24 protein-coding genes are annotated in these 26364 nt (G+C 36.5%); 9 read left to right on the top strand and 15 right to left on the bottom strand.

From position 1 onward, the window contains the following. Window positions 1-45: 45 nt before the first annotated feature. Complete coding sequence (locus IC610_RS14380) at window positions 46-426, bottom strand: TraR/DksA family transcriptional regulator (RefSeq protein WP_056027007.1); 381 nt, start codon at window positions 424-426, stop codon at window positions 46-48. 59 nt (window positions 427-485) lie between these two features. Next, window positions 486-3884 (bottom strand): isoleucine--tRNA ligase, encoded by a 3399-nt coding sequence (ileS, locus tag IC610_RS14375; protein ID WP_191737472.1) that lies wholly within the window; start codon window positions 3882-3884, stop codon window positions 486-488. Between the two features lie 406 nt (window positions 3885-4290). Here ileS and IC610_RS14370 point away from each other — a divergent pair, with 406 nt between their 5' ends. Beyond that, window positions 4291-5583 carry a phenylacetate--CoA ligase family protein gene (locus IC610_RS14370; RefSeq protein WP_191737471.1) on the top strand — a complete coding sequence of 431 codons (1293 nt, stop codon included), beginning with the start codon at window positions 4291-4293 and terminating at the stop codon, window positions 5581-5583. 95 nt (window positions 5584-5678) lie between these two features. Next, a complete protein-coding gene (locus tag IC610_RS14365; protein ID WP_191737470.1) occupies window positions 5679-6275 on the top strand; it encodes a hypothetical protein in 597 nt (198 codons plus the stop codon). Window positions 6276-6306: 31 nt separating this feature from the next. On the opposite strand, the gene IC610_RS14360 is transcribed toward IC610_RS14365, so the two are convergent. Continuing rightward, window positions 6307-7551, bottom strand: a complete 1245-nt coding sequence (locus IC610_RS14360; RefSeq protein WP_191737469.1) for an NAD(P)/FAD-dependent oxidoreductase — start codon at window positions 7549-7551, stop codon at window positions 6307-6309. Between the two features lie 83 nt (window positions 7552-7634). Between IC610_RS14360 and IC610_RS14355 the strand changes: the two genes are divergently transcribed. The 7 genes from IC610_RS14355 to IC610_RS14325 all read left to right on the top strand — a co-directional run bounded on the left by IC610_RS14355 (window position 7635) and on the right by IC610_RS14325 (window position 16312). Continuing rightward, the gene (locus tag IC610_RS14355) at window positions 7635-9152 is read left to right on the top strand and encodes an HAL/PAL/TAL family ammonia-lyase (protein WP_191737468.1); all 1518 of its coding nucleotides are present in this window, start codon (window positions 7635-7637) and stop codon (window positions 9150-9152) included. A gap of 305 nt (window positions 9153-9457) precedes the next feature. Then, the gene (gene fabG / locus IC610_RS14350) at window positions 9458-10189 is read left to right on the top strand and encodes a 3-oxoacyl-ACP reductase FabG (RefSeq protein WP_191737467.1); all 732 of its coding nucleotides are present in this window, start codon (window positions 9458-9460) and stop codon (window positions 10187-10189) included. Between the two features lie 51 nt (window positions 10190-10240). Beyond that, window positions 10241-11461 carry a beta-ketoacyl-[acyl-carrier-protein] synthase family protein gene (locus IC610_RS14345; RefSeq protein WP_191737466.1) on the top strand — a complete coding sequence of 407 codons (1221 nt, stop codon included), beginning with the start codon at window positions 10241-10243 and terminating at the stop codon, window positions 11459-11461. Window positions 11462-11467: 6 nt separating this feature from the next. Further along, window positions 11468-11719 carry an acyl carrier protein gene (locus tag IC610_RS14340; protein ID WP_191737465.1) on the top strand — a complete coding sequence of 84 codons (252 nt, stop codon included), beginning with the start codon at window positions 11468-11470 and terminating at the stop codon, window positions 11717-11719. Window positions 11720-11814: 95 nt separating this feature from the next. Then, window positions 11815-12699, top strand: coding sequence for an LpxL/LpxP family acyltransferase (locus tag IC610_RS14335; RefSeq protein WP_191737464.1), 885 nt, complete (start codon window positions 11815-11817; stop codon window positions 12697-12699). A gap of 426 nt (window positions 12700-13125) precedes the next feature. Beyond that, window positions 13126-14661 (top strand): phytoene desaturase family protein, encoded by a 1536-nt coding sequence (locus IC610_RS14330; RefSeq protein WP_191737463.1) that lies wholly within the window; start codon window positions 13126-13128, stop codon window positions 14659-14661. Further along, on the top strand, window positions 14651-16312 hold the full coding sequence (locus tag IC610_RS14325; protein WP_191737462.1) for a C45 family autoproteolytic acyltransferase/hydolase: 1662 nt from the start codon (window positions 14651-14653) through the stop codon (window positions 16310-16312). The genes IC610_RS14330 and IC610_RS14325 overlap by 11 nt, the downstream gene beginning before the upstream one ends. A gap of 443 nt (window positions 16313-16755) precedes the next feature. Here IC610_RS14325 and IC610_RS14320 read toward each other — a convergent pair whose 3' ends face one another. The 12 genes from IC610_RS14320 to IC610_RS14265 form a co-directional block, all read right to left on the bottom strand. Next, complete coding sequence (locus IC610_RS14320; protein WP_191737461.1) at window positions 16756-17928, bottom strand: DUF2062 domain-containing protein; 1173 nt, start codon at window positions 17926-17928, stop codon at window positions 16756-16758. Continuing rightward, window positions 17929-18414, bottom strand: a complete 486-nt coding sequence (locus IC610_RS14315; RefSeq protein ID WP_191737460.1) for a hypothetical protein — start codon at window positions 18412-18414, stop codon at window positions 17929-17931. A 54-nt stretch (window positions 18415-18468) separates the two neighbouring features. Beyond that, the gene (locus tag IC610_RS14310) at window positions 18469-18843 is read right to left on the bottom strand and encodes a 3-hydroxyacyl-ACP dehydratase (protein ID WP_191737459.1); all 375 of its coding nucleotides are present in this window, start codon (window positions 18841-18843) and stop codon (window positions 18469-18471) included. 1 nt (window position 18844) lies between these two features. After that, entirely contained in the window at window positions 18845-19480 is a 636-nt protein-coding gene (locus IC610_RS14305) for a hypothetical protein (RefSeq protein ID WP_191737458.1), read from the bottom strand. Further along, a complete protein-coding gene (locus IC610_RS14300) occupies window positions 19446-20072 on the bottom strand; it encodes a LolA family protein (protein ID WP_191737457.1) in 627 nt (208 codons plus the stop codon). Before IC610_RS14300 ends, IC610_RS14305 begins: the two co-directional genes overlap by 35 nt. Next, the gene (locus tag IC610_RS14295) at window positions 20073-20822 is read right to left on the bottom strand and encodes a polysaccharide deacetylase family protein (protein ID WP_191737456.1); all 750 of its coding nucleotides are present in this window, start codon (window positions 20820-20822) and stop codon (window positions 20073-20075) included. Window positions 20823-20836: 14 nt separating this feature from the next. Beyond that, entirely contained in the window at window positions 20837-22603 is a 1767-nt protein-coding gene (locus IC610_RS14290) for a WG repeat-containing protein (RefSeq protein ID WP_191737455.1), read from the bottom strand. Window positions 22604-22654: 51 nt separating this feature from the next. Beyond that, window positions 22655-23716 (bottom strand): beta-ketoacyl synthase N-terminal-like domain-containing protein, encoded by a 1062-nt coding sequence (locus tag IC610_RS14285; protein WP_191737454.1) that lies wholly within the window; start codon window positions 23714-23716, stop codon window positions 22655-22657. Further along, window positions 23716-24912: a beta-ketoacyl-[acyl-carrier-protein] synthase family protein gene (locus IC610_RS14280; protein ID WP_191737453.1), complete on the bottom strand. Its 1197-nt coding sequence runs from the start codon at window positions 24910-24912 to the stop codon at window positions 23716-23718. The genes IC610_RS14285 and IC610_RS14280 overlap by 1 nt, the downstream gene beginning before the upstream one ends. A gap of 81 nt (window positions 24913-24993) precedes the next feature. After that, window positions 24994-25251 (bottom strand): phosphopantetheine-binding protein, encoded by a 258-nt coding sequence (locus IC610_RS14275; RefSeq protein ID WP_191737452.1) that lies wholly within the window; start codon window positions 25249-25251, stop codon window positions 24994-24996. Between the two features lie 50 nt (window positions 25252-25301). Then, window positions 25302-25676, bottom strand: coding sequence for a hypothetical protein (locus tag IC610_RS14270; protein ID WP_191737451.1), 375 nt, complete (start codon window positions 25674-25676; stop codon window positions 25302-25304). Between the two features lie 141 nt (window positions 25677-25817). Next, on the bottom strand, window positions 25818-26360 hold the full coding sequence (locus IC610_RS14265; RefSeq protein ID WP_191737450.1) for a 3-oxoacyl-ACP synthase: 543 nt from the start codon (window positions 26358-26360) through the stop codon (window positions 25818-25820). Between the last annotated feature and the right edge of the window lie 4 nt (window positions 26361-26364).

Raw genomic sequence — 26364 nt, 5'->3', positions numbered from 1 at the left:
TCATATAAACCCAATTAATTATTTACAAAAATAAGATAAAAAATATTATTTCTGCATATTTTTAGCTTCAATGCTCAATGTCGCGTGCGGAACAGCCAAAAGTCTCGGCTTAGGAATCAGTTTTCCTGTTACTCTGCAAACACCATAAGTTTTGTTTTCAATTCTTATAAGAGCATTCTTCAGGTCACGGACAAACTTCTCCTGTCTTCCTGCTAAAATTGAGTTCTGCTCTTTGCTCAGAGTTTCTGCTCCTTCTTCAAAAGCCTTGAAAGTAGGAGATGTGTCATCAGTTCCATTATTCTGGTCGTTGATGAAACTTTCTCTGATCAGTTTTAAATCATTCTCAGCCTTCTCTATTTTATCTTTGATGATTGCCTTAAATTCCTGTAAATCAGCATCGCTGTAACGTACTCTTTCGTCTGACATGGTTCTTTTTCTTTTTTAATAAAATTATGAAATGGAATTTGAAAAACAATAACTAAACGTTAAATTTTTTCAACATTTATCTTAAATTTAACGTCATCTATTTCGATTTCGTTAAAATTTGAGAGTGAAGATACAACTTCTAGTTTATCCGACAATACTTCATCTGAAATATAAGCTTCATTTTTGCGTATGTCACTGATAAATATCGAACTTTCTTCAACAGAAATTCTAATTCTGTCTGTAAGATCAAAATCTTTTTCTTTTCTGATGTTCTGGATTCTGTTGATCAGTTCCCTTGCAACACCTTCAGATTTTAATTCTTCTGTCAATGTCAAATCTAATGCCACAGTGGTTTTTCCATCAGAAGTTACTGTCCATCCCGGAATATCTTTCGTTGAAATTTCTACATCAGCAGTTGTGATTTCATATCCCTGGATTTCAATTTTTCCTTCTTTTTCTAAAGATGAAATTTGCTCTGGTGTAAAATTAGAAATCTCATTACCAACTGCTTTCATGTCTTTTCCAAGTCTTGAACCCAAAGTTTTGAAGTTCGGTTTGATCTGTTTTACAATTAAATGAGATGCTTCTTCAGCATTGATTAACTGTAATTCTTTAACATTAACTTCCTGCTTAATTAATTCTGAAACCGCTAAAATCTGCTCTTCAGTTTTCTTATCCAAAACAGGAATCAAAACTTTCTGTAAAGGCTGACGTACTTTTATGTTTTCCTTCTTTCTCAGAGAGAAAACCATACTCGTAATATTCTGTGCTAAATGCGTCTTTTCAACCAAATCCTGATCGATTAAACTTTCATCAGCAACAGGGAAATCTGTCAGGTGAACTGATTCAAATGTTTCTTTTCCGGTAGCTGCGTTTAAATCCTGATACAGCTGATCCATAAAGAACGGAGCGATTGGTGCAGATAATTTGGCAACAGTTTCAAGACAGGTATATAAAGTCTGGTAAGCAGAGATTTTGTCATCAGAATAATCTCCTTTCCAGAAACGTCTTCTGCACAGTCTTACGTACCAGTTACTTAAGTTATCATTCACAAAATTGCTGATGGATCTTGCCACTCTTGTCGGCTCGTAATCTTCGTAGAAAGCTTTTACTTCTTTAATCAAAAGATTTAATTCAGATAAAATCCAACGGTCGATTTCCGGACGGTTTTCAATATCTTTTTCGGAATATTTAAAGCCGTCGACATTTGCATATAAAGTGAAGAATGAATAGGTATTGTAAAGCGTTCCGAAGAATTTTCTTCTTACTTCGTCAATTCCTTCGATATCAAATTTTAGGTTTTCCCAAGGGTTGGCATTCGAAACCATGTACCAACGCGTTGCATCCGGTCCGTAGACCGCTAAAGTCTCGAACGGATCAACCGCATTTCCTTTAGATTTTGACATTTTCAGACCGTTTTTATCCAAAACAAGTCCGTTACTCATCACATTTTTATAAGCAACCGAGTCAAAAACTGCCGTTCCGATTGCGTGAAGTGTATAAAACCATCCACGGGTCTGATCAACACCTTCTGCGATAAAATCTGCTGGAAATGCTTTATTGTTGTCAATTAATTCTTTATTCTCAAACGGATAATGCAACTGAGCGTAAGGCATAGAACCTGAGTCAAACCAAACGTCGATCAGGTCGCTCTCACGGTTCATCGCTTTTCCTGATTCTGAAACCAAAACAATCTTGTCAACGATGTTTTTGTGAAGATCAACCAAAGAATAGTTTTCTTCAGACATATTTCCGATTTCAAATCCTTTGAACGGATTTTCTGTCATGAATCCAGCTGCGATAGATTTCTCGATTTCGTTGTACAATTCTTCAACAGAACCAATGATGATTTCTTCCTGTGCTGAGCCTGTGGAAGGATCTGTTCTCCAGATCGGCAACGGAATTCCCCAGTATCTTGAACGGGAAAGATTCCAGTCGTTGACATTTTCAAGCCAATTTCCGAAACGTCCTTCTCCTGTAGCTTTTGGTTTCCAGTTGATTTCTTTGTTTAAATCTACCAAACGGTCTTTTACCGCCGTCATTTTCACAAACCATGAATCTAACGGATAATATAAAAGCGGCTCATCAGTTCTCCAGCTGTGTGGATAACTGTGAACATATTTTTCAACTTTAAAAGCTTTGTTTTCTTCTTTTAAACGGATAGCTATTTCTACATCAACAGATTTTTCTGGTGCTGTTCCCGCATCGTAATATTCGTTTTTCACATATTTACCTGCAAAATCTCCCATTTGCGAAGTAAATTTCCCCTGCAAATCAACCAACGGAACCGGATTTCCGAATTCATTTAATACCAACATTGGCGGAACTTCAGGCGTTGCTTCTTTCGCAACTTTCGCATCATCAGCACCAAAAGTTGGCGCCGTGTGAACGATTCCTGTACCGTCTTCAGTAGTAACAAAGTCTCCCGAAATTACTCTGAACGCATTTTCTGGGTTTTGATAAGGTAGAGTATACGGCAATAATTGCTCATATTTAATTCCAACCAAATCAGCACCTTTGAATTCTCCAAGAATTTGGAAAGGGATGGTTTTGCTTGATGAAGTGTAATTGGCGAAATCTTCGTCAGTTCCCTCAACGAATTTTTTACCGAACTGTTTTCCGGTTAGAGCTTTAGCCAAAACAATATTGATCGGCTCAAAAGTATATTGATTAAATGTTTTTACTAAAACATAATCGATCTTCGGTCCTACTGTCAACGCAGTGTTTGAAGGTAAGGTCCAAGGCGTTGTCGTCCAGGCTAAGAAATGTACATCTCCAAAACCCTGTAAAAATGAAGGTAATGTTTCCGGAAGTGTCTTGAACTGTGCAACAATCGTCGTATCGGTAACGTCGCGGTAAGCTCCCGGCTGGTTTACTTCGTGAGAAGAAAGTCCGGTACCTGCTTTTGGAGAGTAAGGCTGGATCGTGTAGCCTTTATACAACAAATCTTTGCTGTACAATTGCTTTAACAACCACCAAACGGTTTCCATGTATTTTGATTTGTACGTGATGTACGGATCTTCCAAATCTACCCAATAACCGATTTTTTCGGTCAGGTGATTCCAGACATCCGTGTAACGCATTACTGCTTCACGACAGGCTTGATTGTAATCTTCAATCGAAATTTTTTTGCCAATATCTTCTTTTGTGATTCCGAGTTCTTTTTCAACTCCTAATTCTACTGGAAGTCCGTGCGTGTCCCAACCAGCCTTACGGAAAACCTGCTTCCCATTCTGAGTCTGATAACGACAGAAAATATCTTTCAACGCTCTTGCCATCACGTGGTGAATTCCGGGCATTCCGTTCGCTGAAGGCGGACCTTCGTAAAACACAAATTCAGGATTTCCTTCACGGGTTTCAACACTTTTTTCAAAGGTTTTATTGGCTTTCCAGAATTCCGCAACATTCTCGGCTACGTCTATCAGGTTGAGGTTTTTATATTCTTTAAATTGGCTCATTGTAATTTCTCAATTTCGTTGATTAATCAAGTTGGCAAATTTAGTGATTTTTGTCGGTTTATAATATATGTTTTATTTTGATTGGGGTTATTGAAAAGTTTGCGAAAATTGTGAGGGTGAAAGCAGTGAATTGTGAATGGTTAAATGTGAATTTTCGCACGTAATGATTTAAACATCTTGTTAGCATATCAATAGGAGCGGGCTTTAGCCCGCTTTCAATATCGTCGAATCGTATTGGCTTTAGCCAAAACTTATTTTTACTCTCGAAGATTTTGCGGATTACGGAGATTTTTGAGATTAAATTTCCGAAATGAAAATCTGTGAAAATCTGTGCGATCTGTGAGAACAAACTTCCATCCAACTTTTAATTTTAAATTAAATAAATTTGTCATCTAAATTTAAACTATTGGAACTCTTCCCTCTCATCGAGAAATCAAGCATTCAGGACATCAAAAAATTTCAGGAAGAAAAACTTCAGGAGCTTTTACGATATCTTGAAGCGCATTCACCATTTTACCAGAAGCTGTTCAAAGAAAATGATATTCAGATTTCTGATATTCAGACTTTGGAAGATTTGCAGAAAATCCCGACGACTTCGAAGAATGATATTCAGCAGAATAATGATGATTTTTTCTGTGTTTCCCAAAGTCAGATCGTTGATTACAGCACAACTTCAGGAACGTTGGGTGATCCCGTAACTTTCGGTCTTTCTGAAAATGATATGGAAAGAATTGCTTACAACGAAGCGATATCCCTTGCCTGCGCAGGAATTCAGAAAGGTGACGTGGTGCAGATGATCACCACCATTGACAAAAGATTTATCGCTGGTCTTGCCTATCTTTTAGGATTACGGAAAATGGGAGCAAGTGTCATCAGAATGGGACCCGGAATTCCGGAACTGCAATGGGATTCGATTTTCAGATATATGCCAAAATATTTAATTACAGTTCCATCATTTCTTTTAAAAATGATTGACTACGCTGAAAAACACGGGATGGATTATAAAAATTCAAGCGTTACCGGTGCGGTCTGCATTGGTGAAAGCATTAAAAATCAGGGTTTTTCAGATAATATTCTTTCGCAGAAGATTAAAGAGAAGTGGAATATTAAATTATTTTCCACTTATGCATCTACAGAAATGAGCACCGCTTTTACAGAATGTGAATTTCAGATTGGCGGACATCAGCATCCTGAATTGATTATAACAGAAATTCTTGATGAAGAAGAAAATCCTGTGAAAGAGGGTGAAAGCGGCGAACTGACGATTACTACTTTAGGCGTCGAAGCTTTGCCTCTGTTAAGATTTAAAACGGGAGATTTAGTTAAAGCGCATTATGAACCTTGTGAATGTGGCAGAAATACGATGAGACTCGGTCCGGTTGTTGGCAGAAAACAGCAGATGATTAAATATAAAGGTACAACTTTGTATCCGCCTGCAATGAATGATATTCTGAATGATTTTGACGGAATTTTGTGTTACCAGATTGTAATTCAGTCGAATGAAATTGGTTTAGATGAAATTATCATTAAACTCAGCACAGAAAGAGAAGACGAAAGTTTTGAAGGCGAAGTTCGTGATCATTTCAGAGCAAAATTAAGAGTAAGCCCAAAAATTGAAATAGTTGATTTTGATGTCTTGTCTAAAACGGTTTTTAATCCTAACAGCCGAAAGCCAATTACATTTTTAGATTTAAGATAAATTTTAAATGTTATTCAAATAAGTTGGAAATAGTATCGTTTGGTTAAAGTGAATTTTCTTTTCTGATACTATATTTGCAGTCTTAATTTTAAACTATGAAAAAAATATTTTTCTTTCTCTTCGTTGCAGTGAGCACGACAATTCTCGCTCAAGATAAATTAACGATCGAATCAGGAAACCTGAGTTTTCTGAAAGGTCAGAACGAAGTGAATGTTGAACGTAATTACGGGAGTCCACTTTTTCAGGCTGAAAATTTTACAGAAACTGAATATCTGGACAGAAGACATAAAGAAACGGTAGCCAAAAAAGGCGAAGCTGCATGGAAAACCTGGATTGATACTTGGGAACAGCATGTAGAAACTATTTGGACGGAAAAATTTATTGAAGGATTAAATAAATCAAAGAAGATTAAATTTGCCCAAAATGTTGAAACAAAATACACATTAATCATTCATCCAAAATGGATGTATGCCGGATGGCAAGGTTTCGTCACGCAACCCGGAAAATTGTCTGCAGAAATCACAATTGTTGAAACAGCAAATCCTTCAAATGTTTTAGCAACATTAAAAACAGATAAAATTGAAGGTACTGGTAGCAAAGTCGATTATGGAATGGAATACGGAAGAATTTCAGCAGCCTACGAAAAAACGGGAAAAGAGTTCGGGAAAGAACTGAAGAAAGCTTTAAAATAAAAAAACGGTCTGAAAATTTTCAGACCGTTTTTTATGCTTTTTCTTTTTCTGTTTTAATGAAATTGGCTAAGTTGACAACCGCTGTGTCATGTATCCTCACAAAAGTATTTTTCTTATTCCAAACATATCCGGCGAGGACTGCACAGATTTTCCTTTTCACATCAGGGTTTTCAGGTTGGTGGAAAAATAATTCCTGAAGATTTCCGGTATACCATTCTTTCACGTATGTTGTAAAAACGTTGACGCCGTATAAAATATAATCCGCAAATTCTGTCTGCCAGTCGACTTTTTCACCGTTTAATTGTCGGATTGCCAATTTTGCCGCCGTCATTCCACCTTCGGTAGCGAATGCCATTCCGGATGAGAAAACAGGATCTAAAAATTCTGAAGCATTACCCGTCAAAGCAAATCCGTCTCCGTAGAGTTTTTTTACCGAACATGAATAATCTTTCAGATGTTTTGGTTCAAATAAAAATTCCACATCTCCGAAACGTTTTACATAATAATCCGACAGAGAAATTGCTTTTCTCAAAGCCTCCGCAGCATCGCCGTTTTTAGATAATCTGTCAATATACTCAGTGGGCCCGACAATTCCGACACTCGTATTTCCGTTTGAAAAAGGAATTACCCAAAGCCAGACTTCCGTTTCAATAATATCAAAAGAAATTAAAGTTCCTTCTTCGCCTTCTTCTCTGTTGATGTCTTCCACATGAGCAAAAATCGCTGAGTGCGGAGATAGTTTTGAAGGTTTTTCTAAATCTAAAAGTCTTGGTAAAACTCTTCCGTAACCGCTGGAATCGATCACAAATTTTGCATGGATTTCTTTCGTTTTTCCGTCTTTGTTTTTGACGGTGGTAATAGAATCGTTTCCGTTAAATTCGATCCCAATCACTTCTGTTTCAAATTCAAGATCAACTCCTTTATTGATGACTTCCTGAGCTAAAGTATTGTCGAAATCAGCTCTCGGAACCTGCCAGGTCCAGTCCCAGCCTTCCCCGAATTTGTTACTGAAATCAAAGATGCAGACTTCATTGCCACGCATAAAACGTGCGCCGAGTTTTTTTTCGAAGCCCATTTTGTCGAGTGCAGGAAACAATCCGGCCTCGTCAAAATGATCCATCACCCGCGGAATAAGGCTTTCACCCACCACAAGTCGCGGAAATTTTGTCTTTTCGACCACCTTCACATTGATGTTATTCTTCTTCAGATAAGCAGAAGATACGCATCCGGAAGGCCCAGCTCCAATTACTAAAACATCAACAATTTCTTTGTCCATTTGTTTAATAAAACTTTTATCTTTGCGCAAAATTAGTGACAATTAATTATATTTTACAAAATTATATCTATTACTTTTAATTGATGAAAATAAATAACTTTTTAGAACTGAGAGATTTTCAGAGAATTATAATTGAAAACGAAAGCATAGAATTAGATCAAACACTTCTCCAGAGGGTGAATGAAAGTTTTTCTTTTCTTAAAGAATTTTCAAAAAATAAAGTAATTTATGGTGTGAATACCGGTTTTGGGCCAATGGCACAATTCAAAATCAGCGATGAAGATACGCATCTGTTACAGTATAATTTAATCAGAAGTCACTCTTCAGGTATCGGGAATCCGCTTCCCGCAGATGAGGTGAAAGCCTGTATGTTGGCAAGATTAAACACTTTATCATTAGGGAATTCTGGTGTTCACGAATCTGTTGTTAATTTACTTAAAGAATTAATAAACAGAGATGTTACGCCGTTGATTTTTGAACATGGCGGAGTAGGAGCAAGCGGTGATTTGGTTCAGCTGGCGCATTTAGCTTTAGTATTAATCGGTGAAGGCGAAGTTTTTTATAAAGGCGAAAGAAAATCAACCAAAGAGGTTTTAGAAACAGAAGGTTTAGAGCCGATTCAGGTTGAAATTCGCGAAGGTTTAGCTTTAATGAACGGAACTTCCGTGATGTCTGGAATTGGTATTGTTAATGCTTACAAAGCCAATCAGTTAACTGAAATTTCATTAAAATTATCCTGTGCGATTAATGAAATTGTTCAGGCATATGATGATCATTTTTCAGAGGTATTGAATGGAACGAAACTTCATGCCGGACAGCAGAAAATTGCAGAAAAAATGCGTGCTCATTTGTCTGACAGCAAATTGATCAGAAAAAGAGCTGACCACTTATACACTCATTTTGAAGAGCAGGAAAAAGTTTTCAAAGAAAAAGTGCAGGAATATTATTCTTTGAGATGTATTCCGCAAATTCTTGGACCTGTTTTAGATACACTGGAATTTACAGAGAAAGTTTTAGAACACGAAATTAACTCCGCAAACGACAACCCGATCATCAACGTAGCAGACCAACACGTTTACCACGGCGGAAACTTCCACGGAGATTACATTTCTCTAGAAATGGATAAGCTTAAAATCGTTGTTACAAAACTGACGATGTTGGCAGAAAGACAGCTGAATTACCTTTTAAATTCAAAAATCAACGAAATCTTGCCTCCTTTTGTAAATTTGGGTAAATTAGGTTTCAATTTTGGGATGCAGGGCGTTCAGTTCACGGCGACTTCAACAACGGCGGAAAGCCAGATGTTATCGAACCCAATGTACGTTCACAGCATACCTAATAATAATGATAATCAGGATATTGTAAGCATGGGGACAAATGCTGCGGTGATTTGCAGAAAGGTGATTGAAAACGCTTTTGAAGTGTTGGCAATCGAAGCGATTACAGTTGTTCAGGCAATTGAATATTGTGGCTATCAGGATAAAGTTTCATCGAAAACGAAAGAACTTTACGATGATATCAGACAATTGATTCCTGCATTTTCAGATGATATGGTGATGTATCCATATTTGCAAAAGGTAAAAGACTATCTTAAAAAATAGAGACTGTCCGCACAAATTAAATATTGCAAACTGCGAACCCGAAGTTTTCAATATCAATAGCCGTAGCTGAAACCTATGGAACTAATCGTTAACGAATCAGAACACTGAAAGGGTTCAACATCAATAACCATAGGTGCAACCTATGGAAACGAAATCGGTAATAAAACCAGAACCCTGAAGGGGTTCAATATCAAATAAAACCCACGGAAAAAAATTACAGATAACATTTCTAAATTTCCAAAGGGGCGATTTAATAAAAATAGGCGAAAACCTATTGTAAATTATTCACAAACTAAGACATATACATGAAATGTACAATCATAACAGGTGGTTCCCGGGGTATCGGCAGAGCAATCTGTATAAAACTGGCAGAAGAAAAAAATTATCATATTCTTATCAACTACACTTCCAATGAAGTTGCAGCAAAGGAAACTTTAGCCAAAGTTGAAGAGTTGGGTTCTACAGGAGAAATTCTTAAATTCGATGTAGGAAATGCCGAAGAAACTCAAAAAGTTTTAAATGAATGGCAGGAAAATAATCCAAAATCTATCGTTGAGGTTATCATCAACAACGCTGGAATCACAAGAGACGGATTATTCATGTGGATGCCAAGTGAAGACTGGAACTCGGTGATTAACACGAGTTTAAATGGTTTTTACAACGTGACTAATTTCTTCATTCAGAAATTATTGAGAAACAAATACGGCAGAATCATCAATATGGTTTCCGTATCCGGAGTGAAAGGAACGGCCGGACAAACCAATTACTCAGCCGCCAAAGGCGCTTTGGTTGGTGTTACAAAAGCGTTGGCTCAGGAAGTTGCGAAAAGAAATATCACAGTAAATGCAGTCGCGCCAGGTTTCATTAAAACCGATATGACGCAGGATTTCAATGAAGATGAACTGAAAGCGATGATACCAGCCAACCGTTTCGGCGAAGCAGAAGAGGTGGCAGATTTGGTCGCGTTTTTAGCCTCAAAAAAATCTTCATACATCACAGGAGAAATTATTAATATTAACGGAGGAATTTATTCATAAAATTTACAGTTGCAATTTTAAATTTTGAATTTTAAATCTTGAATTTGTAGAATGGAAAATAGGGTAGTCATTACCGGAATGGGAATTTATTCTTGCATCGGAACTTCTTTGGAAGAAGTGAAAGAATCCCTGTATCAAGGTAAATCCGGAATTGTTTTAGTCGATGAGAGAAAGGAGTTTGGTTTCAGATCAGGTCTTAGCGGCGTGGTTCCCAAGCCCGATCTTAAAAATCATCTCAACCGACGCCAGCGCGTAAGCATGGGCGAAGAAAGCGAGTATGCCTACATTGCAACACTTGATGCTTTACAACAGGCGAATATCAATCAGGATTTTTTAGACCAGAACGAAGTCGGAATTTTATACGGAAACGACAGCGTTTCTAAAGCCGTCGTAGAATCGATCGACATCGCAAGAGAGAAAAAAGATACCACTTTGATGGGTTCGGGAGCAATCTTCAAATCGATGAACTCTACCGTGACGATGAACCTTTCTACTATTTTTAAATTAAGAGGAATCAATTTAACCATCAGCGCGGCCTGTGCAAGCGGTTCTCATTCTTTGGGATTGGCGTATATGATGATCAAAAACGGTTTTCAGGACATCATCGTTTGTGGCGGTGCTCAGGAAACCAATAAATATTCAATGGCGAGCTTCGATGGTTTGGGCGTTTTTTCAGTGAGAGAAGATGAACCAACCAAAGCTTCAAGACCTTTTGATTCAGACAGAGATGGCTTAATTCCAAGTGGCGGAGCAGCTTCTTTGATTGTGGAAAGTCTAGAATCAGCTCAAAAAAGAGGTGCCAACATCATCGCAGAAATTGTTGGTTACGGCTTTTCTTCAAACGGCGGACATATTTCTACCCCAAATATCGACGGTCCCGCTTTGGCTATGAACCGTGCTTTAAAACAGTCAGGTCTGGAAGTAAAAGATATCGACTATATCAATGCCCATGCGACTTCTACACCTATCGGCGACTCCAACGAAGCAAAAGCAATTCACGAAATTTTCGGAAGTGAAGTTCCTGTAAGTTCGACCAAATCGATGACGGGGCACGAATGCTGGATGGCAGGCGCGAGTGAAGTGATTTACTCCATCCTGATGATGCAGAACGGTTTTGTGGCTCCGAATATCAATCTGGAAAATCCTGACGAAGATGCAAAAAGGATAAATTTAATCTCCGAAACTAAAAATCAAAAAATTGACGTATTTTTGTCGAATTCTTTCGGGTTTGGGGGAACCAATTCCGCATTGATCGTTAAAAAATTTGAATAAAAAAACATGGAAAGAGAAAAAATTGTTGCCATTGCTAATGATTTTTTAATCAATGAGTTTGAGGTAGATGGCGATGAGATCAGCAATGATGCCCATTTCAAGAAAACTTTGGGTTTAGACAGTTTAGATTATATCGATTTGGTGGTGGTCATCGAATCTAATTTTGGTGTGAAATTAGGTGAAGCCGATTTCAAAGACATTATCACTTTCAACGATTTCTACTCGGTAATCGAAAATAAAATCTCCTTAAAAATGTAGCAATAAAAATAATGTAATAATCTACCAATGTATCAGTTTACCAATTTGTAAGGTATTGTTACATTGTTACACTGCTACATTGTTAAATTAGTATTATGAACAAGTGGAAAGGCAAGTCTAAAGGCACCATCTTAGGATACAGAATCTTCGTCTGGTGCATTAGAAACATAGGAATCCGCAGTTCATATTTTGTGCTTTATTTTGTGGCTTCGTACTATTTTCTGTTCGAAAAAAAGAGTAATCTTTACATTTCATATTACTTCAAAAAACGCCTCAGTTTCAGCTCTTGGAAATCAAAAATTTCAGTTTATAAAAGTTACTTCACATTCGGTCAGACCTTAATTGACAAAACCGCAATTTCAGCAGGCTTACGTGAAAAATACACCTACGAATTCGACGGAATTGAAAACCTCAGAAACCTTTTAGCCGAAAAAAAAGGCGGCGTTCTCATCAGTGCCCACATCGGGAATTTCGAGATTGCCGAACATTTTTTTGCCGACATCGATTTTGAATGTCAGATCAATTTAGTCACCACCGATCAGGAAGTTACGGTTATTAAAGAATACCTCGAAAGCGTTTCTATAAAGCAAAGCAACATCAAATTTATCTATGTTAAAGATGATATGTCGCATATTTTCGACATCAACGAAGCATTGTCAAAAAACGAACTCATTTGCTTTACCGGCGACCGTTATTTTGAAGGTTCAAAATTTCTTGAAGCAGACTTACTCGGAAAAAGTGCAAAATTTCCGGCCGGTCCGTTTCTCATTGCCTCACGTTTGGGCGTTCCCGTGGTTTATGTATATGTGATGAAAGAAAAAAATCTCCATTACCATTTATATGCAAGAGTGGCTCAGCAGGTCAAAAAACGCGATGCTCAGGGACTTCTCAACTCCTACACCCAAAATCTCGAATCGATGATCAAAAAATATCCATTGCAGTGGTTCAATTACTTCGATTTCTGGGATGATGTAGATTGATTTCTTATTTGATATCGAATTGCTAACTTTTATTTGGGCAGCTTTTCCGCCTTCCGTTCCCGCTTTTTTGTGCCATAGCTTTCCCAAGGCTTACAAAAAGAGCTCCACTCAAGTCGGGCTGCGGGCAATTCGGTGTTTAAAAGAGCCAAGTAAAAAGTTAAAAGAGGCAAGTGTAATGCATCTTGTTTCTGAGGAGTTGTTTTTGAAACTTACCGCCTGAAACCTCATAGGTTTCCAAAACCTATGAGGTTTGATCATAAACAGTTAAATTCTATGACTTTGCTGAGTAGAAAGTCCTTCCGAACGGAAATATGCAGGCAGATTTAGAGAAAATATGAGCGTGCTTAGCGATTAAATAAGCACATTTTATTCTAACAAGTTTGATAAACTTTTGTACCTTTTGCGGTTAAAAACAATAATCAAAATTTGAAAAAAAACTACGACATATTGGTCATCGGCAGCGGTCTCGGCGGTCTTGTTTCGGCGCTTATTTTAGCGAAAGAAGGCTTAAAAGTCTGCGTGCTCGAAAAAAACAACCAATATGGCGGAAATCTTCAGACGTTTTCAAGGGATAAACTCATTTTCGATACCGGCGTTCACTATTTGGGTGGTTTATCAAAAGGGCAAAACCTTCATCAATTTTTTTCGTATTTAGAAATTATCGATGACCTCCAACTCCAGAAAATGGATGAAAACGGTTACGATAAAATCACTTTTGGAGGTGATGAAATCGAATATCCACATGCACAGGGTTACGATAATTTTGTACAACAGCTTTCAAAATATTTTCCTGAGGAGAAAGAAAATCTGGAGAATTATTGCGAGGAAATTCAGAGGGTATGCAATTATTTTCCACGATACAATGTGGTCGGACAAAACAATTACAACGAAGAGATTTTGCATCTCAACACTAAAAGATTCATTGAGTCAATCACTTCCAATGAAAAACTTCAGGCAGTATTGCTCGGCTCCAACTTTCTGTATGCCGGAGATTCTGAGGATACGCCATTTTACGTTCATGCGCTGACGGTCAATTCCTATATTCAAAGTGCTTATAAATGCGTAAAAGGCGGAAGCCAGATTTCAAAACTGCTGATCAAAAAATTACGGGAATACGGAGCGGAAGTTCACAAACATTCTGAGGTTTCTGAATTTATCTTTAATGAAAACAATACTTTGACATCCGTAAAAACAACAGCGGGAAAAGAATATTCTGCCACTCAGTTTATATCAAATATTGAGATTCGTTCTGTCATAAGATTGATTGGAGAAAGTAGACTGAAAAAATCTTTTCTGAACAGAATCTTAAGTTGGGAGCCGGTTTCATCATGTTTCAGTGTGTATCTTGTTTTAAAACCGAATACTATTTCCAATTTCAATTACAATGTATATCACTTTTCATCTAAAGATTTAGTTTGGAAAGCTTTTCAATATAAAAAAGAAAACTGGCCGGAAACGTATATGCTTTCTTCAACGCCTTCAAAGCATCATCCAGAGTTTGCAGAAAGCCTAACGGCAATCTCCTACATGGATTTTGCAGAGGTGAAAGAATGGGAAAATACGTTCAATACGATAGCCAACCAACAGGAAAGAGCTAAACTGTATGAAAAATTTAAACGTGAAAAAGCTGAAAAAATGATTCAGGCTTTGGAAAAGAAGATTCCCAATCTCAGAACTGCGATTAAAAATATTTACACATCTTCTCCATTGTCATACCGCGATTATATCGGAAGTTTTGAGGGAAATATGTACGGCTACATCAAAAGTTCTGAAAATCCATTGAAAACAATGGTTTCGCCAAGAACTAAAATTGATAATCTTTTCCTGACAGGACAATCTGTGAACATGCACGGAATTTTAGGCTGTACCATTGGCGCATTCAACACCTGTGCTGAGATCTTGGGAAAGGATTTGATCGATGAACGATTGTCTAAAATTTTAAATCTAACCGATGAAAAGTAAGTATTTGGTTTTTATTTTTTTGGTTTTAAATCTGATTTCCTGCGCAACGAGAAAGTCTGTAAAACATGTTCCTGAAATTAAACAATATGGGTTGGAAATCCCAAAAGTGGAGAAAATCAACGATTCTACTTTTTCATTTCATCAAAATTATTTGACCAAAAACAAACTGCAGCTTTGGGAATTGTATATCAAAGGAAATCCTTTACAGTTGGGCTATAACAATGGTGCTTTAACGCAAAATCTTATGCAGAAGCAGGAAGAGATTTTCTTTTCGAAAGTGGAAACTTTTGTTCCGTCGAAACTCAAACAGAATCTTTTGCGCGGTTTCCTGAAATGGTATAACCGAAAAATGTATCTCAATGTGAGAGATGATTTTCAGGCAGAATTGTACGGATTATCCCAATATTCATCAGACAGATATGATTATATCGCACCAAAATTCAGTAGAGCAATGTATCTGCATGGTGCGCACGACATCGGCCACGCCATGCAGGATTTGATGGTCGTTGGCTGTACTTCGCTTGCGGTTTGGAATGAAAAGACCGAAGACGGTGATTTGCTGATTGGAAGAAACTTCGATTTCTATGTCGGTGATGATTTTGCTAAAAATAAACTCATCGAATTTGTAGAACCGGAAATTGGAATTCCGTACATGAGTGTAAGTTGGCCCGGGATGATTGGCGTGGTTTCCGGAATGAATAAGGAAGGAATTACGGTGACGATCAACGCAGGAAAATCTAAAATTCCCATGACGGCAAAAACACCGATTTCTTTGGTGACTAGAGAGATTTTACAGTATGCTAAAAATATAGAAGAGGCGATTGCGATTGCCAAGAAACGAAAGGTTTTTGTGTCCGAATCTATCTTAGTTGGAAGTGCAAATGATAAAAAAGCAGTCATTATTGAAGTTTCACCTAAGAATTTCGGTGTTTATGATATGGCGAATTCCAGTAAGGTTTTTTGTACTAATCATTTTCAGTCTGATGCTTATAAAAATGATGAAAGAAATCAAAAACATATTGTAGAAAGCCATTCAGAATACCGTTTTGAAAAGCTTCATGAGCTTTTACAGACAAATAAAAAGCTTAATCCTGAGACAATGGCTTCGATTTTAAGGGACAAATCCGGTTTACAAGACAAGAGTATTGGTTATGGAAATGAGAAAGCCATTAATCAGCTTCTGGCGCATCATGCTGTGATTTTTTCGCCTGAGAAAAGATTGGTTTGGGTGTCTTCCAGTCCGTATCAGTTGGGGGAATTTGTATGTTATGATTTAAATGAGATTTTCTCTGATCAAAGATTGAAAGATGGCGACTTTGCCAAAACAGAATTGAATATTGCCAAAGATCCGTTTATTGAGTCTAAAGAATTTAAGGATTATGAAGAATTTAAGTTTGCCAACGGTGAAGTTCAGCATGCAATTGATGGTGATGATGTCGTTTTAACGGATGATTTTATTCCGAATTATCAGTCTTTGAATCCTGATTTTTGGCTGGTTTATTATCAGGCCGGGAAATATTATTTTAAACAGAAAGAATATTCAAAAGCGAAAACTGAATTTGAAAAAGCATTGACGAAGGAGATCACAACGGTTCCGGACAGAGAGAATGTTGAGGAATTTTTGAGGAAAACGGTGAGGAGATTGAAATGATTAGTTGAACCACTTCGTGGTTCATTTTCTGTGTTGTTTTCATCCATGGGTTTCACCCACGGCTATTCAAATTGAACCACTTCGTGGTTCTGTTGTTGTCTTATTTGTAATCCTTGGATTGTCTTCGCCTAATTCGGTTGCTCGATTTCACCAAGAGCTATTTAAATTTAAAAATTCGTGGTTCTATTCATTTATTCTTCGTTTCTAAAGGTTTTATCCACTTCGTGGCTGTGTTAGATGGAAGAGCACGGGAAGAAAAATTGATATAAAACTGAAATATTTTATTGAGTTTTGGTTGTTCAAAATATTAAAAAAAAAGACAAAACGTCTTTGCAGCCCGACTTGAACGGAAATCCTTTTTTGCTTGTGGTATATTTCAATTAGCAAAAAAGTGAAGCAAAAAAGATTGGGAGTGGAAGGCGGATACAGCTGCCCAAATTATTTTAATTATTCTCTGGACTGACCTTATTTAAGAACAGAAACGTGGCAATCCACGAAATAGCTGACATGGAAATTGCTAAAATCATGCTTCCGATGATATACTGTAAAAAGTGATTTTTTACCAGTTCGAAATTCCATTCCTGATTGAAAATATCACTTTCTCCCGCAACGAAAGACGAACCCAAAAACAGGGAAGCAACAATAATAAACGGAATAAACGGTGGCAAACTAACATTGGATGCGATGAATGCGAGAACTTTATTGAGTTTAAAAAGCACGGAAAGGGAAATGACCAGCAAAGTGTGAAATCCCCAGAATGGTGAGAAGCCCACAAAAACGCCCAGAGCGATTGAAAAAGCCTTGGTGCGGTTGCTGCCGTTGCTTTCCAAAACGTCTTCTTTAATAAATCTTTTAAAACTTTTTTTTCTGAAATTACGGATGAAATTTCTTGGAATAATGTAAAACAGCGTGATGGTGACCAACACCGTGTTCAGAATACTGATCCGCGTGAAATCTTTGAAGGGTCTGAAGTGTGAAACCCTTTCTGCAGGGTCATAAAGCACTTTAATCGGAACGTTTTTTACTGGAACATGACGCCAGGCCGTTCGGACAATGATTTCGATTTCGAACTCAAATTTTGGAGTGAAATATTTCTTCGGAATTTTGTGTAAAGGATACAAACGGTAGCCAGATTGCGTGTCTTCCAGCTTAATGCCGGTCTCAAACCAAAACCAGAAGTTGGAAAAACGGTTTCCGAAACTGCTTTTTTTGGGAATGCCGTCCTGCGACATGTTCCGGTTGCCTATAAGCAGAACGTCTTCGTTTTCCGCAAGCAAAGCTTCCACAAAAACGGGAATATCGTTTGGGTAATGCTGCCCATCTGAATCAATCGTGATGGCGTGATGAAAACCGAGATCTTTTGCTTTTCTGAAACCAATTTTCAGTCCGTTTCCTTTGCCTTTATTTTGGGGAAGATGGAGAACGGTAATCTGAGGGTATGTTTTTAGAATTTCTGAAGTGGAATCGGTAGAACCGTCGTTGACAACGATGATGTTTTGAGTATATTCCAAAACGCCGTCAATAACTCTTCTCAGCGTTTTTTCGTTGTTGTAAGTCGGAATTAAAACGCAGATTTTCCTGTCGTCAATTGCATTCTGTACTTCAGAAAGTGTCATCTATTTCAATGAATTTTTTTCTGTTGCGGTCATCGTTTTAGACTGCATCGCGAACTTTTTGATATACGTTTTCAGCGCAGTATTCTGCTTTGAATAGTTGCTTAGAATGTATGCTTTATCTTCTTTTAAATTCTTTGAATAGCCCACGATTTTTGGAATGTTCTCCTGAACACTCATTCTGATTAACCGCAATTCGACGTTATTTGGATTAGATTTTATCACACTTTCTAATTCCGTAGCGCCGGATTTCACGAAAGATTTTCTTTTGTTTTTCTCGGTCGTCACCTTAGCTTCCAGGATTTCTGCCGCAGCTTTGTAGCCTTTCGTTAATGCATCTGAAGATGAACTTTTATCTGCTAAATCGATGAAGTTTTTTGCGCCTTCGTTTGAAGAATTGGCTTTTGAATACGCATTTCTCAGGGCATCCAAATCACCGCTCTGGAAAAATAAAAACAGTACTGTTATAAAAGAAAGTAAAAGTTTCATGTGGAATTTTGTGTTTAAATGTCATTTGAATCGCCGGATAAGCGATTTCATATCTTAAATTTTAGTATAATTAACAGACAGTTTTAATGCAATAGTCTCGCCAAAAGCAGTTGTATTTTTTACCTTCACTTCGTTTTCAATTTCCTTGATGTCAAGCTGCATTGTAAGATCCGGCGTCTCAAAAGGATTGATAATGGCCATAAATTTCACGTTGGATGCAGATTTCAGGAATAATTTTTTTCCTGTAAATTCTTCTGTAAGCTCTTTTACGATCTGCATCATACAAACGCCTGGTGTAACGGGATTTCCGGGAAAGTGACCGTTAAAAATATTGTGATCTTTATTCAGTGTAATATTTGCTGAAAAACTTCCGTTTTCTAATTTTTCAGAGCTTTCGAGAGTGTAAAAATCTGTAAGTATGGTCTGCATTTTATTCTGTTTCGGTTATTTGAAATAGTTTGATATTGATCTTAAAATCTTTGTGTTCAAGATGAATCGCCTCTGCAAAAGTAGGTTTTTTAGCTTCAAAACTAAAATTGATCTTTTCCTTTCTGTTCTTAGTATAAACAATTTGCGTGAGAAGAGAATTTTCTTTGTTAAAATACAGGTAATAATTTTTCGTGTTTAATTCTGATCTGAAAATATTTGAGTTGTCATTTTTAAAACTTTCGGCAACAGGATATTTTTGTCTTAATAATTCCTGAAAATCATTTTTTAGAAAATTGATTACCATTTTTTTGTCTAAATCTGCCAAGACATAATTTAGTTTGAAGTCATTTTCAGAGATTTCAAAATCAATCATTTTATTGCCAAAATCTGAGGTCATCACAACTCTGTGCGTGGTTTCGGAGATTTTTTTAATGATAAGAATTCCACTGATGTCGTTGCCGTAAACTTCCATTTGGCATTTGTAAACATAATCTTCGTTTGAAGAAAAGTACAGATTTTCAACTACTTTTTCGGAATTTTCAATTGGTTTTGCATCTGCAAGATGATACGTTCTGCACGAAAAGATCAGCAACAAAAATGAACTATAAAGAAAACTCAGAAGCAGGAATCGGCGCATTGATTTTGGTGTTTTTAAAAACAATATTCGTTGTATCTCCTGAAGCCTCAGTCATATTCACCTGCGAAACCGTCGACTGATTTTTAGGAAAATGAAGTTCGATTTGCTTAATGTATTTCAGCAACTGCGCAGATTTCGGGGTGAATTTCGCGATATTTGAACTTGAATTTTTCATATAAACCACAGAAAATTCAGGGTCGCTGAACATTTTTCCGTTTGAGCTTCCTACAATCAGTTTATTTATTTTTTCAAAAGTTTTGCTCTTTGCATCAACCGAAGATTTTTTCCCTTGGTCGTTGATGAAAATTTTGTTTTCCTTAAAGATAATGCTGTACTGATAAGGTTTTGTGTATTTCCAGCTCAGTGTATTTGGTGATTTTAAAGACATTTTCCCTTGTGTGACAATGTTTTTATCTAAAAAATCCATTTTTTTTGTCTGAACGAAATCGCTTTGTAAAGTTTTAATTTCCTTCGTTTCGGCAGAAATTTTTGTCACAAATGCTTTGGATTCGGCACTCGTCATTGCTGTAGTTTGGGCAAAAACAAAACCTGAAAGTAATAAAAAGGCGAAGAAAGCTATATTTTTAAACATTTATTTTTCTGATTTAATGATTGAATCAATGGTGAAAGTTGAATATTTTTCACGCTCCAAAAATAACAATAATTCAACCAAAACATTGTACGTTTTCTCAGAAGTGTCGTGAAGCAGGATAATGCTTCCTTTTTGTAAATTTCTTTTTACTTTCTTTAAAATTTTCTTCTCATCCGTAATCACCGTGTCCAGTGAACGGACATTCCAGCCGATGCTTTTTTTATTTGTTTTCTTAATGGCTTTTGCGATATTCGGATTGGTTACGCCGAAAGGTGGACGGTACAAATCGGTTTTAAAACTGCCAATTTTCAACATCACTTCATCGCATTTTTCAATTTCCTCAATCATTTTTGAAGTCGATAAAAATCCGGTATTATTGGAATGTGAAAAAGTGTGATTTCCAATTGTATGACCTTCCGCAATAATTCTCTGGAAAGTTTCAGGATATTTTTCAATCTGTTTTCCGATGCAGAAAAAGGTGGCTTTGACGTTATTTTCTTTTAAAATATCTAAAAATTTCGGAGTGAATTCTGTCGGTCCGTCATCGAAAGTCAAAGCAACTTCTTTGATTTTTGTTCGTTTATGAGTAAAACTGTTAACAAAATATCCCAACTGAATGTCAAACGAACCATAGATTACGATTGCAGAGAATAGGATGAAACAGAAGATATAAACCCAAATCGTTCCCTGAAATGCGTAAACGACGGCATTCAGGAAAAGATAGAAGATGATAAATGGGTAGTGCTTCATTTTTAAATTATCAGTTAATCTGGCTGTTCGCCAATTTCTCTTTTCACGTATTCAGACAATTTCCTTTTTGCAAATGCATCAAAATAGTATATTGAATAATCGTCTTTAACATCCTCCAAAACCTCGTAAGCATTTGCAAACTCCAAACCATCTTCTTTTACAACATAAACATCATTGCCATAAAATGCGTATGCAACGCTATCATATAAAGGCTTTCTGCAAATTAAATCATATTCAAAAGTTAATGGCTCATCTTCATTCAAATATTTTAGAGCCCAGAAATCGCCTCTTCGTAAAGCATAAATATTTTTAGATAAAAACAGGGCGTCATTATAATTTCCCATTTCAACAATCCATCCATCTGGAACACCAGAATCTATTACACCAAGCAAACCATCTTTTTCTACCTTAAGGATTTTATCTGAGTCCAAACTATTGCTCAGGATTACCATCTCCGAAATCTGGTCATATTCAAAATCTAAACGCAAGTCACCTGTTGCGAGATGTAAAAGAGCTTTCTTTTTGTTCTTAAGGATGACCAAAGCTTCGGGAAGATAGTCTGTTCTAACGATTTTATCAAAGTCATCCACCAAAAGATTTCCTTTAGCATCAAATATTTTGTGTTTCTGCTGGTTTTTGTGAGGCTTTACCAAAATGTGATTATGGCTCAATCCTTCAAGTGCATTTTCTGGATAATCCCCAACGTAGACAAAATTTCTGGTGAAGATTTTGTGCGCCTTTTGCCCATTTACTTTTGTGATGAAATAACTCGTTTTAGATTCAAACGGATTGTCGGATATAAAATCAATTTTCACTTCGCCGTTAGATGTAATCAGGCCGTATTTGTCGTTGAGTTTTGCAGTGAAAATTTCGTTGTTGCCGTCATTTTCCAAAAAAATCATTTCTTCATACAAAGGCTCGAGAACAACTTTACCTTTCAAATTTATCAGTCCAAATTTTTCGCCCGTCTTTACAATGGCTGTTGTAGAAATTTCGAAATCGTACGCATCATCAAAAATTAAGGGAGTAATCTCTTCACCTCGCTTATCTACATAGCCATACTTTTCGTTTTTCACAACAACGGCAAGGTCTGAATAGTAATCATACGCATAAAATTCGTTATAAATCGGCTGAATTAGTACATTTCCATTTTCATCTTTAAGTCCCCAAAGTTCATTTTCTTCGAAAATTTCCACTTGATTAAGCTCGATATTTTCCTGCCAGATATGTTCCCAACCATAATCGTAGTCCACATAATTCAAAAGTTCCCTGAAACTGCTAAATCCTAAAGTTGATTCACGGGTAAATTGCTTTACATCCAGCAAAGTCGCATCATTAGCTTCGATAGCCTGATGAAAAACGTTATTATTCTGTTGAATATCTTTTAAAAGCTGCTGTGCCTGTTCCTCATGCGAAACATCGCTCATATTGAAAACATCCCATGCATCGATATGAAAATAGGGTTGCTTCAGCTTGTCAAGATAATTGAATAAATTCTCTTTGGCCTCCGAAAATTTTTCGAAATCATCAATTAGATTTGAATTTTCTAAAAACTGATAGAGCTTTTTAAAATTTTCAATACCAGCTTGGGCATCAAAATAAAGCCCGAAATTATCAGGCTCTGTGTGGTTATTGTAAATATTTCCTGCAACAAAACCTTCATCCGTGAAGAGACTTTGAAGAAGCAGAGGGACGTCATAGCCCCATTCTACCATCATTACATCACTTTCACTGGCATCCGATGGGTTTGATGCATTGTAAATGTAAATTCTGTGTGACATTTCACCTTTGTTTTTGTGTTTTTTATTTGAACAGTTTTATCTGTTGTTTTTTTATGCTTTCTCCAGCAAAACCAAACTGTGGTCAATTCCTCCCAAATGATTGTAGAGAAGAATATTTTTGATGCTTTCTTTTTCAACTTCATTAATCTTCATCACCGCGGGAATCTGCTGATTTTTTAAAATCTGACAAGCCATAAAAGTTGAAAAACCACTAGCAGTATTGAATTCTCCACTCAAATGCTTGTAATAAAGTAATAAAGAATTTGGAAATAATTCCGATGCATTTTTGTAATAAACATCCGATTCTGAATCTCCGCTGAAACCTAAAATAACAGCATCAATCTCTTCATTTTTCAAATTATTCTTAATTAAAAAATCTTCAATGAATGGTTGAATTTCATTAAGTTCTAATGAGTTAACAATTTGAATATCTTTTAATTGTGCATAAGAAGCTTCAGTTTTGTCTTTTCCTAAAACAAAAAAGCTTGAGCCTTCGCCCCAAATCACACCTTCCGTCGTTGAATTTAAATAATCAACCGGAAGATTTTCTTCTTTTTTAATGGAATTACTCAATTTATAGAGCTCCATCGTTCTTTCCGTTTGTTCGTCCGTTGAACCTACTAAAACATTTTCTGCCTCACCATCCAAAATCTGAAGTTTAGCATCCAGCATTGAAAATTCGAGTGAAGATGAACTGTTGACGTACGTGAAATTATAGCCGTGACATTGCAATCCCAGAGCAATTTGCCCGGAAACTGTGTTGTGTGTAGATTGGATGAAAAAAGTTGGCGTCAGAAATTCTTCATTGTTTTCCAAAACATTTTTCAGGAACTTTTCAGAATCCTGAGAACAGCCCATTCCGGTTCCAACTATGATGGAATCGGGTTTTTCAATTCCTGCTTCCTGTAACGCTTTTGTAGAAGCTACGGAGCTCATTTTTACTATTTTAGACATTCTCCGGCTCATCGCTGGCGGAATGAATTCTTTATAATTGGGCTCGATGGCTTTTAAAATCTGAACTGAATTTTCAGGTTTTAAAGTGTCGAAAAAATTTTCGTTTAAAGTGTCCTGAACCGAGATGCAGGCGACACTGTTGATGTAAACCGCACTCATTATTTAGAAAAAATTAAAGTTGAACAGTTTCCGCCAAATCCAAATGAGTTGGATAGTACGTGGTTGATATTTTTTTCTTTCAGTTCGGTAACCGGCGTCAAATCAAATTCTTCCATTTTTGTTTTGAAATTTAAATTTGGAAAAATCACATTGTTCTGCATTGCCAAAATCGAATAAACGGCTTCAATTCCCGCCGCCGCCGCCAACGTATGACCGGTAAATGCTTTCGTAGAGCTGAATTCCGGAACCTGATTCTTACCAAAAATCCGAATCATTGCAATGCCTTCAGACAAATCATTATTCGGAGTTGCGGTACCGTGAACGTTGATGTAATCGATGTTTTCTTTATCTAAACCTGAAACTTTCAAAGCTTTTTCCATTGCTAAAAAAGCACCTTGTCCGTTTTCCGAAGAAGCGGTCTGGTGATGCGCATCGTTGGCATTTCCATAACCGGAAAGATAAGCGAGGACTTTTTTATTTTCTTTTTTGACAACTTCATCAGATTCCAAAACAAGGAAAGCGGCTGCTTCACCCAAGTTCAGACCTTTTCTGTCGTTGTCGAAAGGCGTGTTGTAAGAATCTGTGAGAATCATCAGCGTATTAAAACCATTCAAAGTAAACTTCGAAAGTGAATCTGTTCCGCCGACAATCACTCGGTCAAGAACGCCATTTTTGATGAGTTTTGCGCCCATCATAATTGCATTTGCTGCAGACGAACAGGCCGTGCTGATGGTAGAAACCATTCCTTTCAGACCTAACAATTCTGCAATTGCCAAAGATGAATTTCCGGCATCGTGAGCGTCGATATATTTTTGCTTTTCAGGGAAATCTTCGTAGATGTAGAAATACTTTTCGGTGATGTCCATTCCGCCCACGCTGGTGGAGGAAATGAGTCCGGTTTTATATTCGTTAATGTCTGAAATTCCGGCGCTTTCTACCGCTTCTTTTGCTGCCACCATTCCCAACAAAGCGGTTCTTGTAACATTGTTATCTTCATCCAACTGAAGTTTCTGCACAAGTTCTTCATTAGACAATTTTATCTCGCCGGTTTTGATGCTTCCGGCGTGGCGTGTTTCAAACAGTTCGATGTCTGAAATGCCGTGTTTACCGGTCGTCAACGAAATAAAATTTTCCCCGACATTGTTACCAATGGAGGAAATGATGCCCATCCCTGTAATGGCAATTTTTTGACTCATCCTTTTATAATGTACCAATGCATCAATTTAACAGTGTAACAATATTGGTACATTGCTAGATTGATACATTGTTAGATTGAATTATTTTGTTCTGTTTTCTTCGATGTATTTTGCCATCACTTCGATAGACTGGAAGATTTCTTTTCCTTTTTTCGGGTCAGACAATTTGATTCCGTAGTCTTTGTCGAGAAGTACGATTAATTCCAAAGCGTCGATAGAATCCAAACCAAGACCTCCACCGAAAAGTGGGTCTGTATCTTTGATTTCTTCTACTGCAACGTCCTCAAGATTAAGAACTTCTATGATTTTGTTTTTTAATTCTAATTTTAAATCGCTCATAATTTATTTTTAATTTATCAGTATTAAATAATAATTGATACTGTTTGTAATTATATTATAAATGGATAAAAATCTGAGTTTCTATGCCATTCTTCAACAACTTTTTTCTTTCTAAATCTTTTACAAATTATTAATTTGTAAATTTTAGCTTTTTCAACTTCTATAACCTTAATCCATATAGGGATTTCATTTCTATCAGTTGTTAAAAGTTCAATTATTAATTCTATTTCTAATTTGTTATTCTTATTATTTGTTACGCTTAAAAAAGTAAGCATTAATCCTGATGGTTGCTTTGACCAATCTATTTTTTCGCTTTCGTCAACTTCAATCAAAAATTTTGTAAATAGATTTATATCAACTTCAAAAAAAAATTTGATAAAATTAACTAAATTATTTTTCAATAAAATTTTAGAATCTCTATTCATACTTTAATTATTTCACGAAAAATTCAAAAATTTGAAGTGATAAATTCGGCAAATTACTTCCATTCTAAAGTGGTCAGATTCGACTACTTTAAACTTAGATTTGTTTGATAAACTACCAAGTATTCAATAATCTAATTTTTTTTACAAACTCAGCAAATATACAAAAGCTTTATAACTTTCCTGATATAGTTCGACCCAGCCACACAAGACTTTTTCAGCTTTCCCTGATTGCAGAATCTGTGCCGCGTATGAATTCAAAAATTCTTTATCAAATTTATCCAAGACGAAAAAAGCATTTTCGGTCTGCATTTTATGTTTGATGCTGATTTCGCCGACGCAAATATTAGGTAAAGTGTACACAAAAACTGCAGGACTCGGGAAATAATTGTCCTGAGAATTAATGCTTTCCTGATATTTAAAATCGGTGTCAAGGCTTGAGGATTTGTTGGCAAAAACCAATGCGGTATTGCTGTGGTCATCGTTTTTCAGAATCATTTCGGATGCAAGAAAAGCGAGTTTGCTGAGATTATCCATTTTATGAAATTTAGGATAATTCAGTTCTAAAGTTTTGTAAGCTTCTTTTGCAAAGTCTGAGAAATTTTCGGTTTCGGATTCAAAAATAATTTGGTCATTGAGGATTATTTTTGAGTTTTCTATGGTGCAGATGTCTGTTTTCTTCATCATTATA

Source organism: Chryseobacterium caseinilyticum (assembly GCF_014837145.1).
Lineage (GTDB): Bacteria > Bacteroidota > Bacteroidia > Flavobacteriales > Weeksellaceae > Chryseobacterium > Chryseobacterium caseinilyticum.
This window is presented reverse-complemented; position numbering and strand designations above follow the sequence as displayed.

What these genes read in the sequence shown, in the direction of transcription:
- IC610_RS14265 (WP_191737450.1), bottom strand. Translation starts at nt 26,360, where the DNA reads ATGATGAAGAAAACAGACATCTGCACCATAGAAAACTCAAAAATAATC.
- IC610_RS14290 (WP_191737455.1), bottom strand. Translation starts at nt 22,603, where the DNA reads ATGTCACACAGAATTTACATTTACAATGCATCAAACCCATCGGATGCC.
- IC610_RS14360 (WP_191737469.1), bottom strand. Translation starts at nt 7,551, where the DNA reads ATGGACAAAGAAATTGTTGATGTTTTAGTAATTGGAGCTGGGCCTTCC.
- IC610_RS14310 (WP_191737459.1), bottom strand. Translation starts at nt 18,843, where the DNA reads ATGCAGACCATACTTACAGATTTTTACACTCTCGAAAGCTCTGAAAAA.
- IC610_RS14335 (WP_191737464.1), top strand. Translation starts at nt 11,815, where the DNA reads ATGAACAAGTGGAAAGGCAAGTCTAAAGGCACCATCTTAGGATACAGA.
- ileS (WP_191737472.1), bottom strand. Translation starts at nt 3,884, where the DNA reads ATGAGCCAATTTAAAGAATATAAAAACCTCAACCTGATAGACGTAGCC.
- IC610_RS14295 (WP_191737456.1), bottom strand. Translation starts at nt 20,822, where the DNA reads ATGAAGCACTACCCATTTATCATCTTCTATCTTTTCCTGAATGCCGTC.
- IC610_RS14380 (WP_056027007.1), bottom strand. Translation starts at nt 426, where the DNA reads ATGTCAGACGAAAGAGTACGTTACAGCGATGCTGATTTACAGGAATTT.
- IC610_RS14340 (WP_191737465.1), top strand. Translation starts at nt 11,468, where the DNA reads ATGGAAAGAGAAAAAATTGTTGCCATTGCTAATGATTTTTTAATCAAT.
- IC610_RS14275 (WP_191737452.1), bottom strand. Translation starts at nt 25,251, where the DNA reads ATGAGCGATTTAAAATTAGAATTAAAAAACAAAATCATAGAAGTTCTT.
- IC610_RS14320 (WP_191737461.1), bottom strand. Translation starts at nt 17,928, where the DNA reads ATGACACTTTCTGAAGTACAGAATGCAATTGACGACAGGAAAATCTGC.
- IC610_RS14305 (WP_191737458.1), bottom strand. Translation starts at nt 19,480, where the DNA reads ATGCGCCGATTCCTGCTTCTGAGTTTTCTTTATAGTTCATTTTTGTTG.
- IC610_RS14365 (WP_191737470.1), top strand. Translation starts at nt 5,679, where the DNA reads ATGAAAAAAATATTTTTCTTTCTCTTCGTTGCAGTGAGCACGACAATT.
- IC610_RS14315 (WP_191737460.1), bottom strand. Translation starts at nt 18,414, where the DNA reads ATGAAACTTTTACTTTCTTTTATAACAGTACTGTTTTTATTTTTCCAG.
- IC610_RS14325 (WP_191737462.1), top strand. Translation starts at nt 14,651, where the DNA reads ATGAAAAGTAAGTATTTGGTTTTTATTTTTTTGGTTTTAAATCTGATT.
- IC610_RS14285 (WP_191737454.1), bottom strand. Translation starts at nt 23,716, where the DNA reads ATGAGTGCGGTTTACATCAACAGTGTCGCCTGCATCTCGGTTCAGGAC.
- IC610_RS14300 (WP_191737457.1), bottom strand. Translation starts at nt 20,072, where the DNA reads ATGTTTAAAAATATAGCTTTCTTCGCCTTTTTATTACTTTCAGGTTTT.
- IC610_RS14355 (WP_191737468.1), top strand. Translation starts at nt 7,635, where the DNA reads ATGAAAATAAATAACTTTTTAGAACTGAGAGATTTTCAGAGAATTATA.
- IC610_RS14345 (WP_191737466.1), top strand. Translation starts at nt 10,241, where the DNA reads ATGGAAAATAGGGTAGTCATTACCGGAATGGGAATTTATTCTTGCATC.
- IC610_RS14280 (WP_191737453.1), bottom strand. Translation starts at nt 24,912, where the DNA reads ATGAGTCAAAAAATTGCCATTACAGGGATGGGCATCATTTCCTCCATT.
- IC610_RS14270 (WP_191737451.1), bottom strand. Translation starts at nt 25,676, where the DNA reads ATGAATAGAGATTCTAAAATTTTATTGAAAAATAATTTAGTTAATTTT.
- fabG (WP_191737467.1), top strand. Translation starts at nt 9,458, where the DNA reads ATGAAATGTACAATCATAACAGGTGGTTCCCGGGGTATCGGCAGAGCA.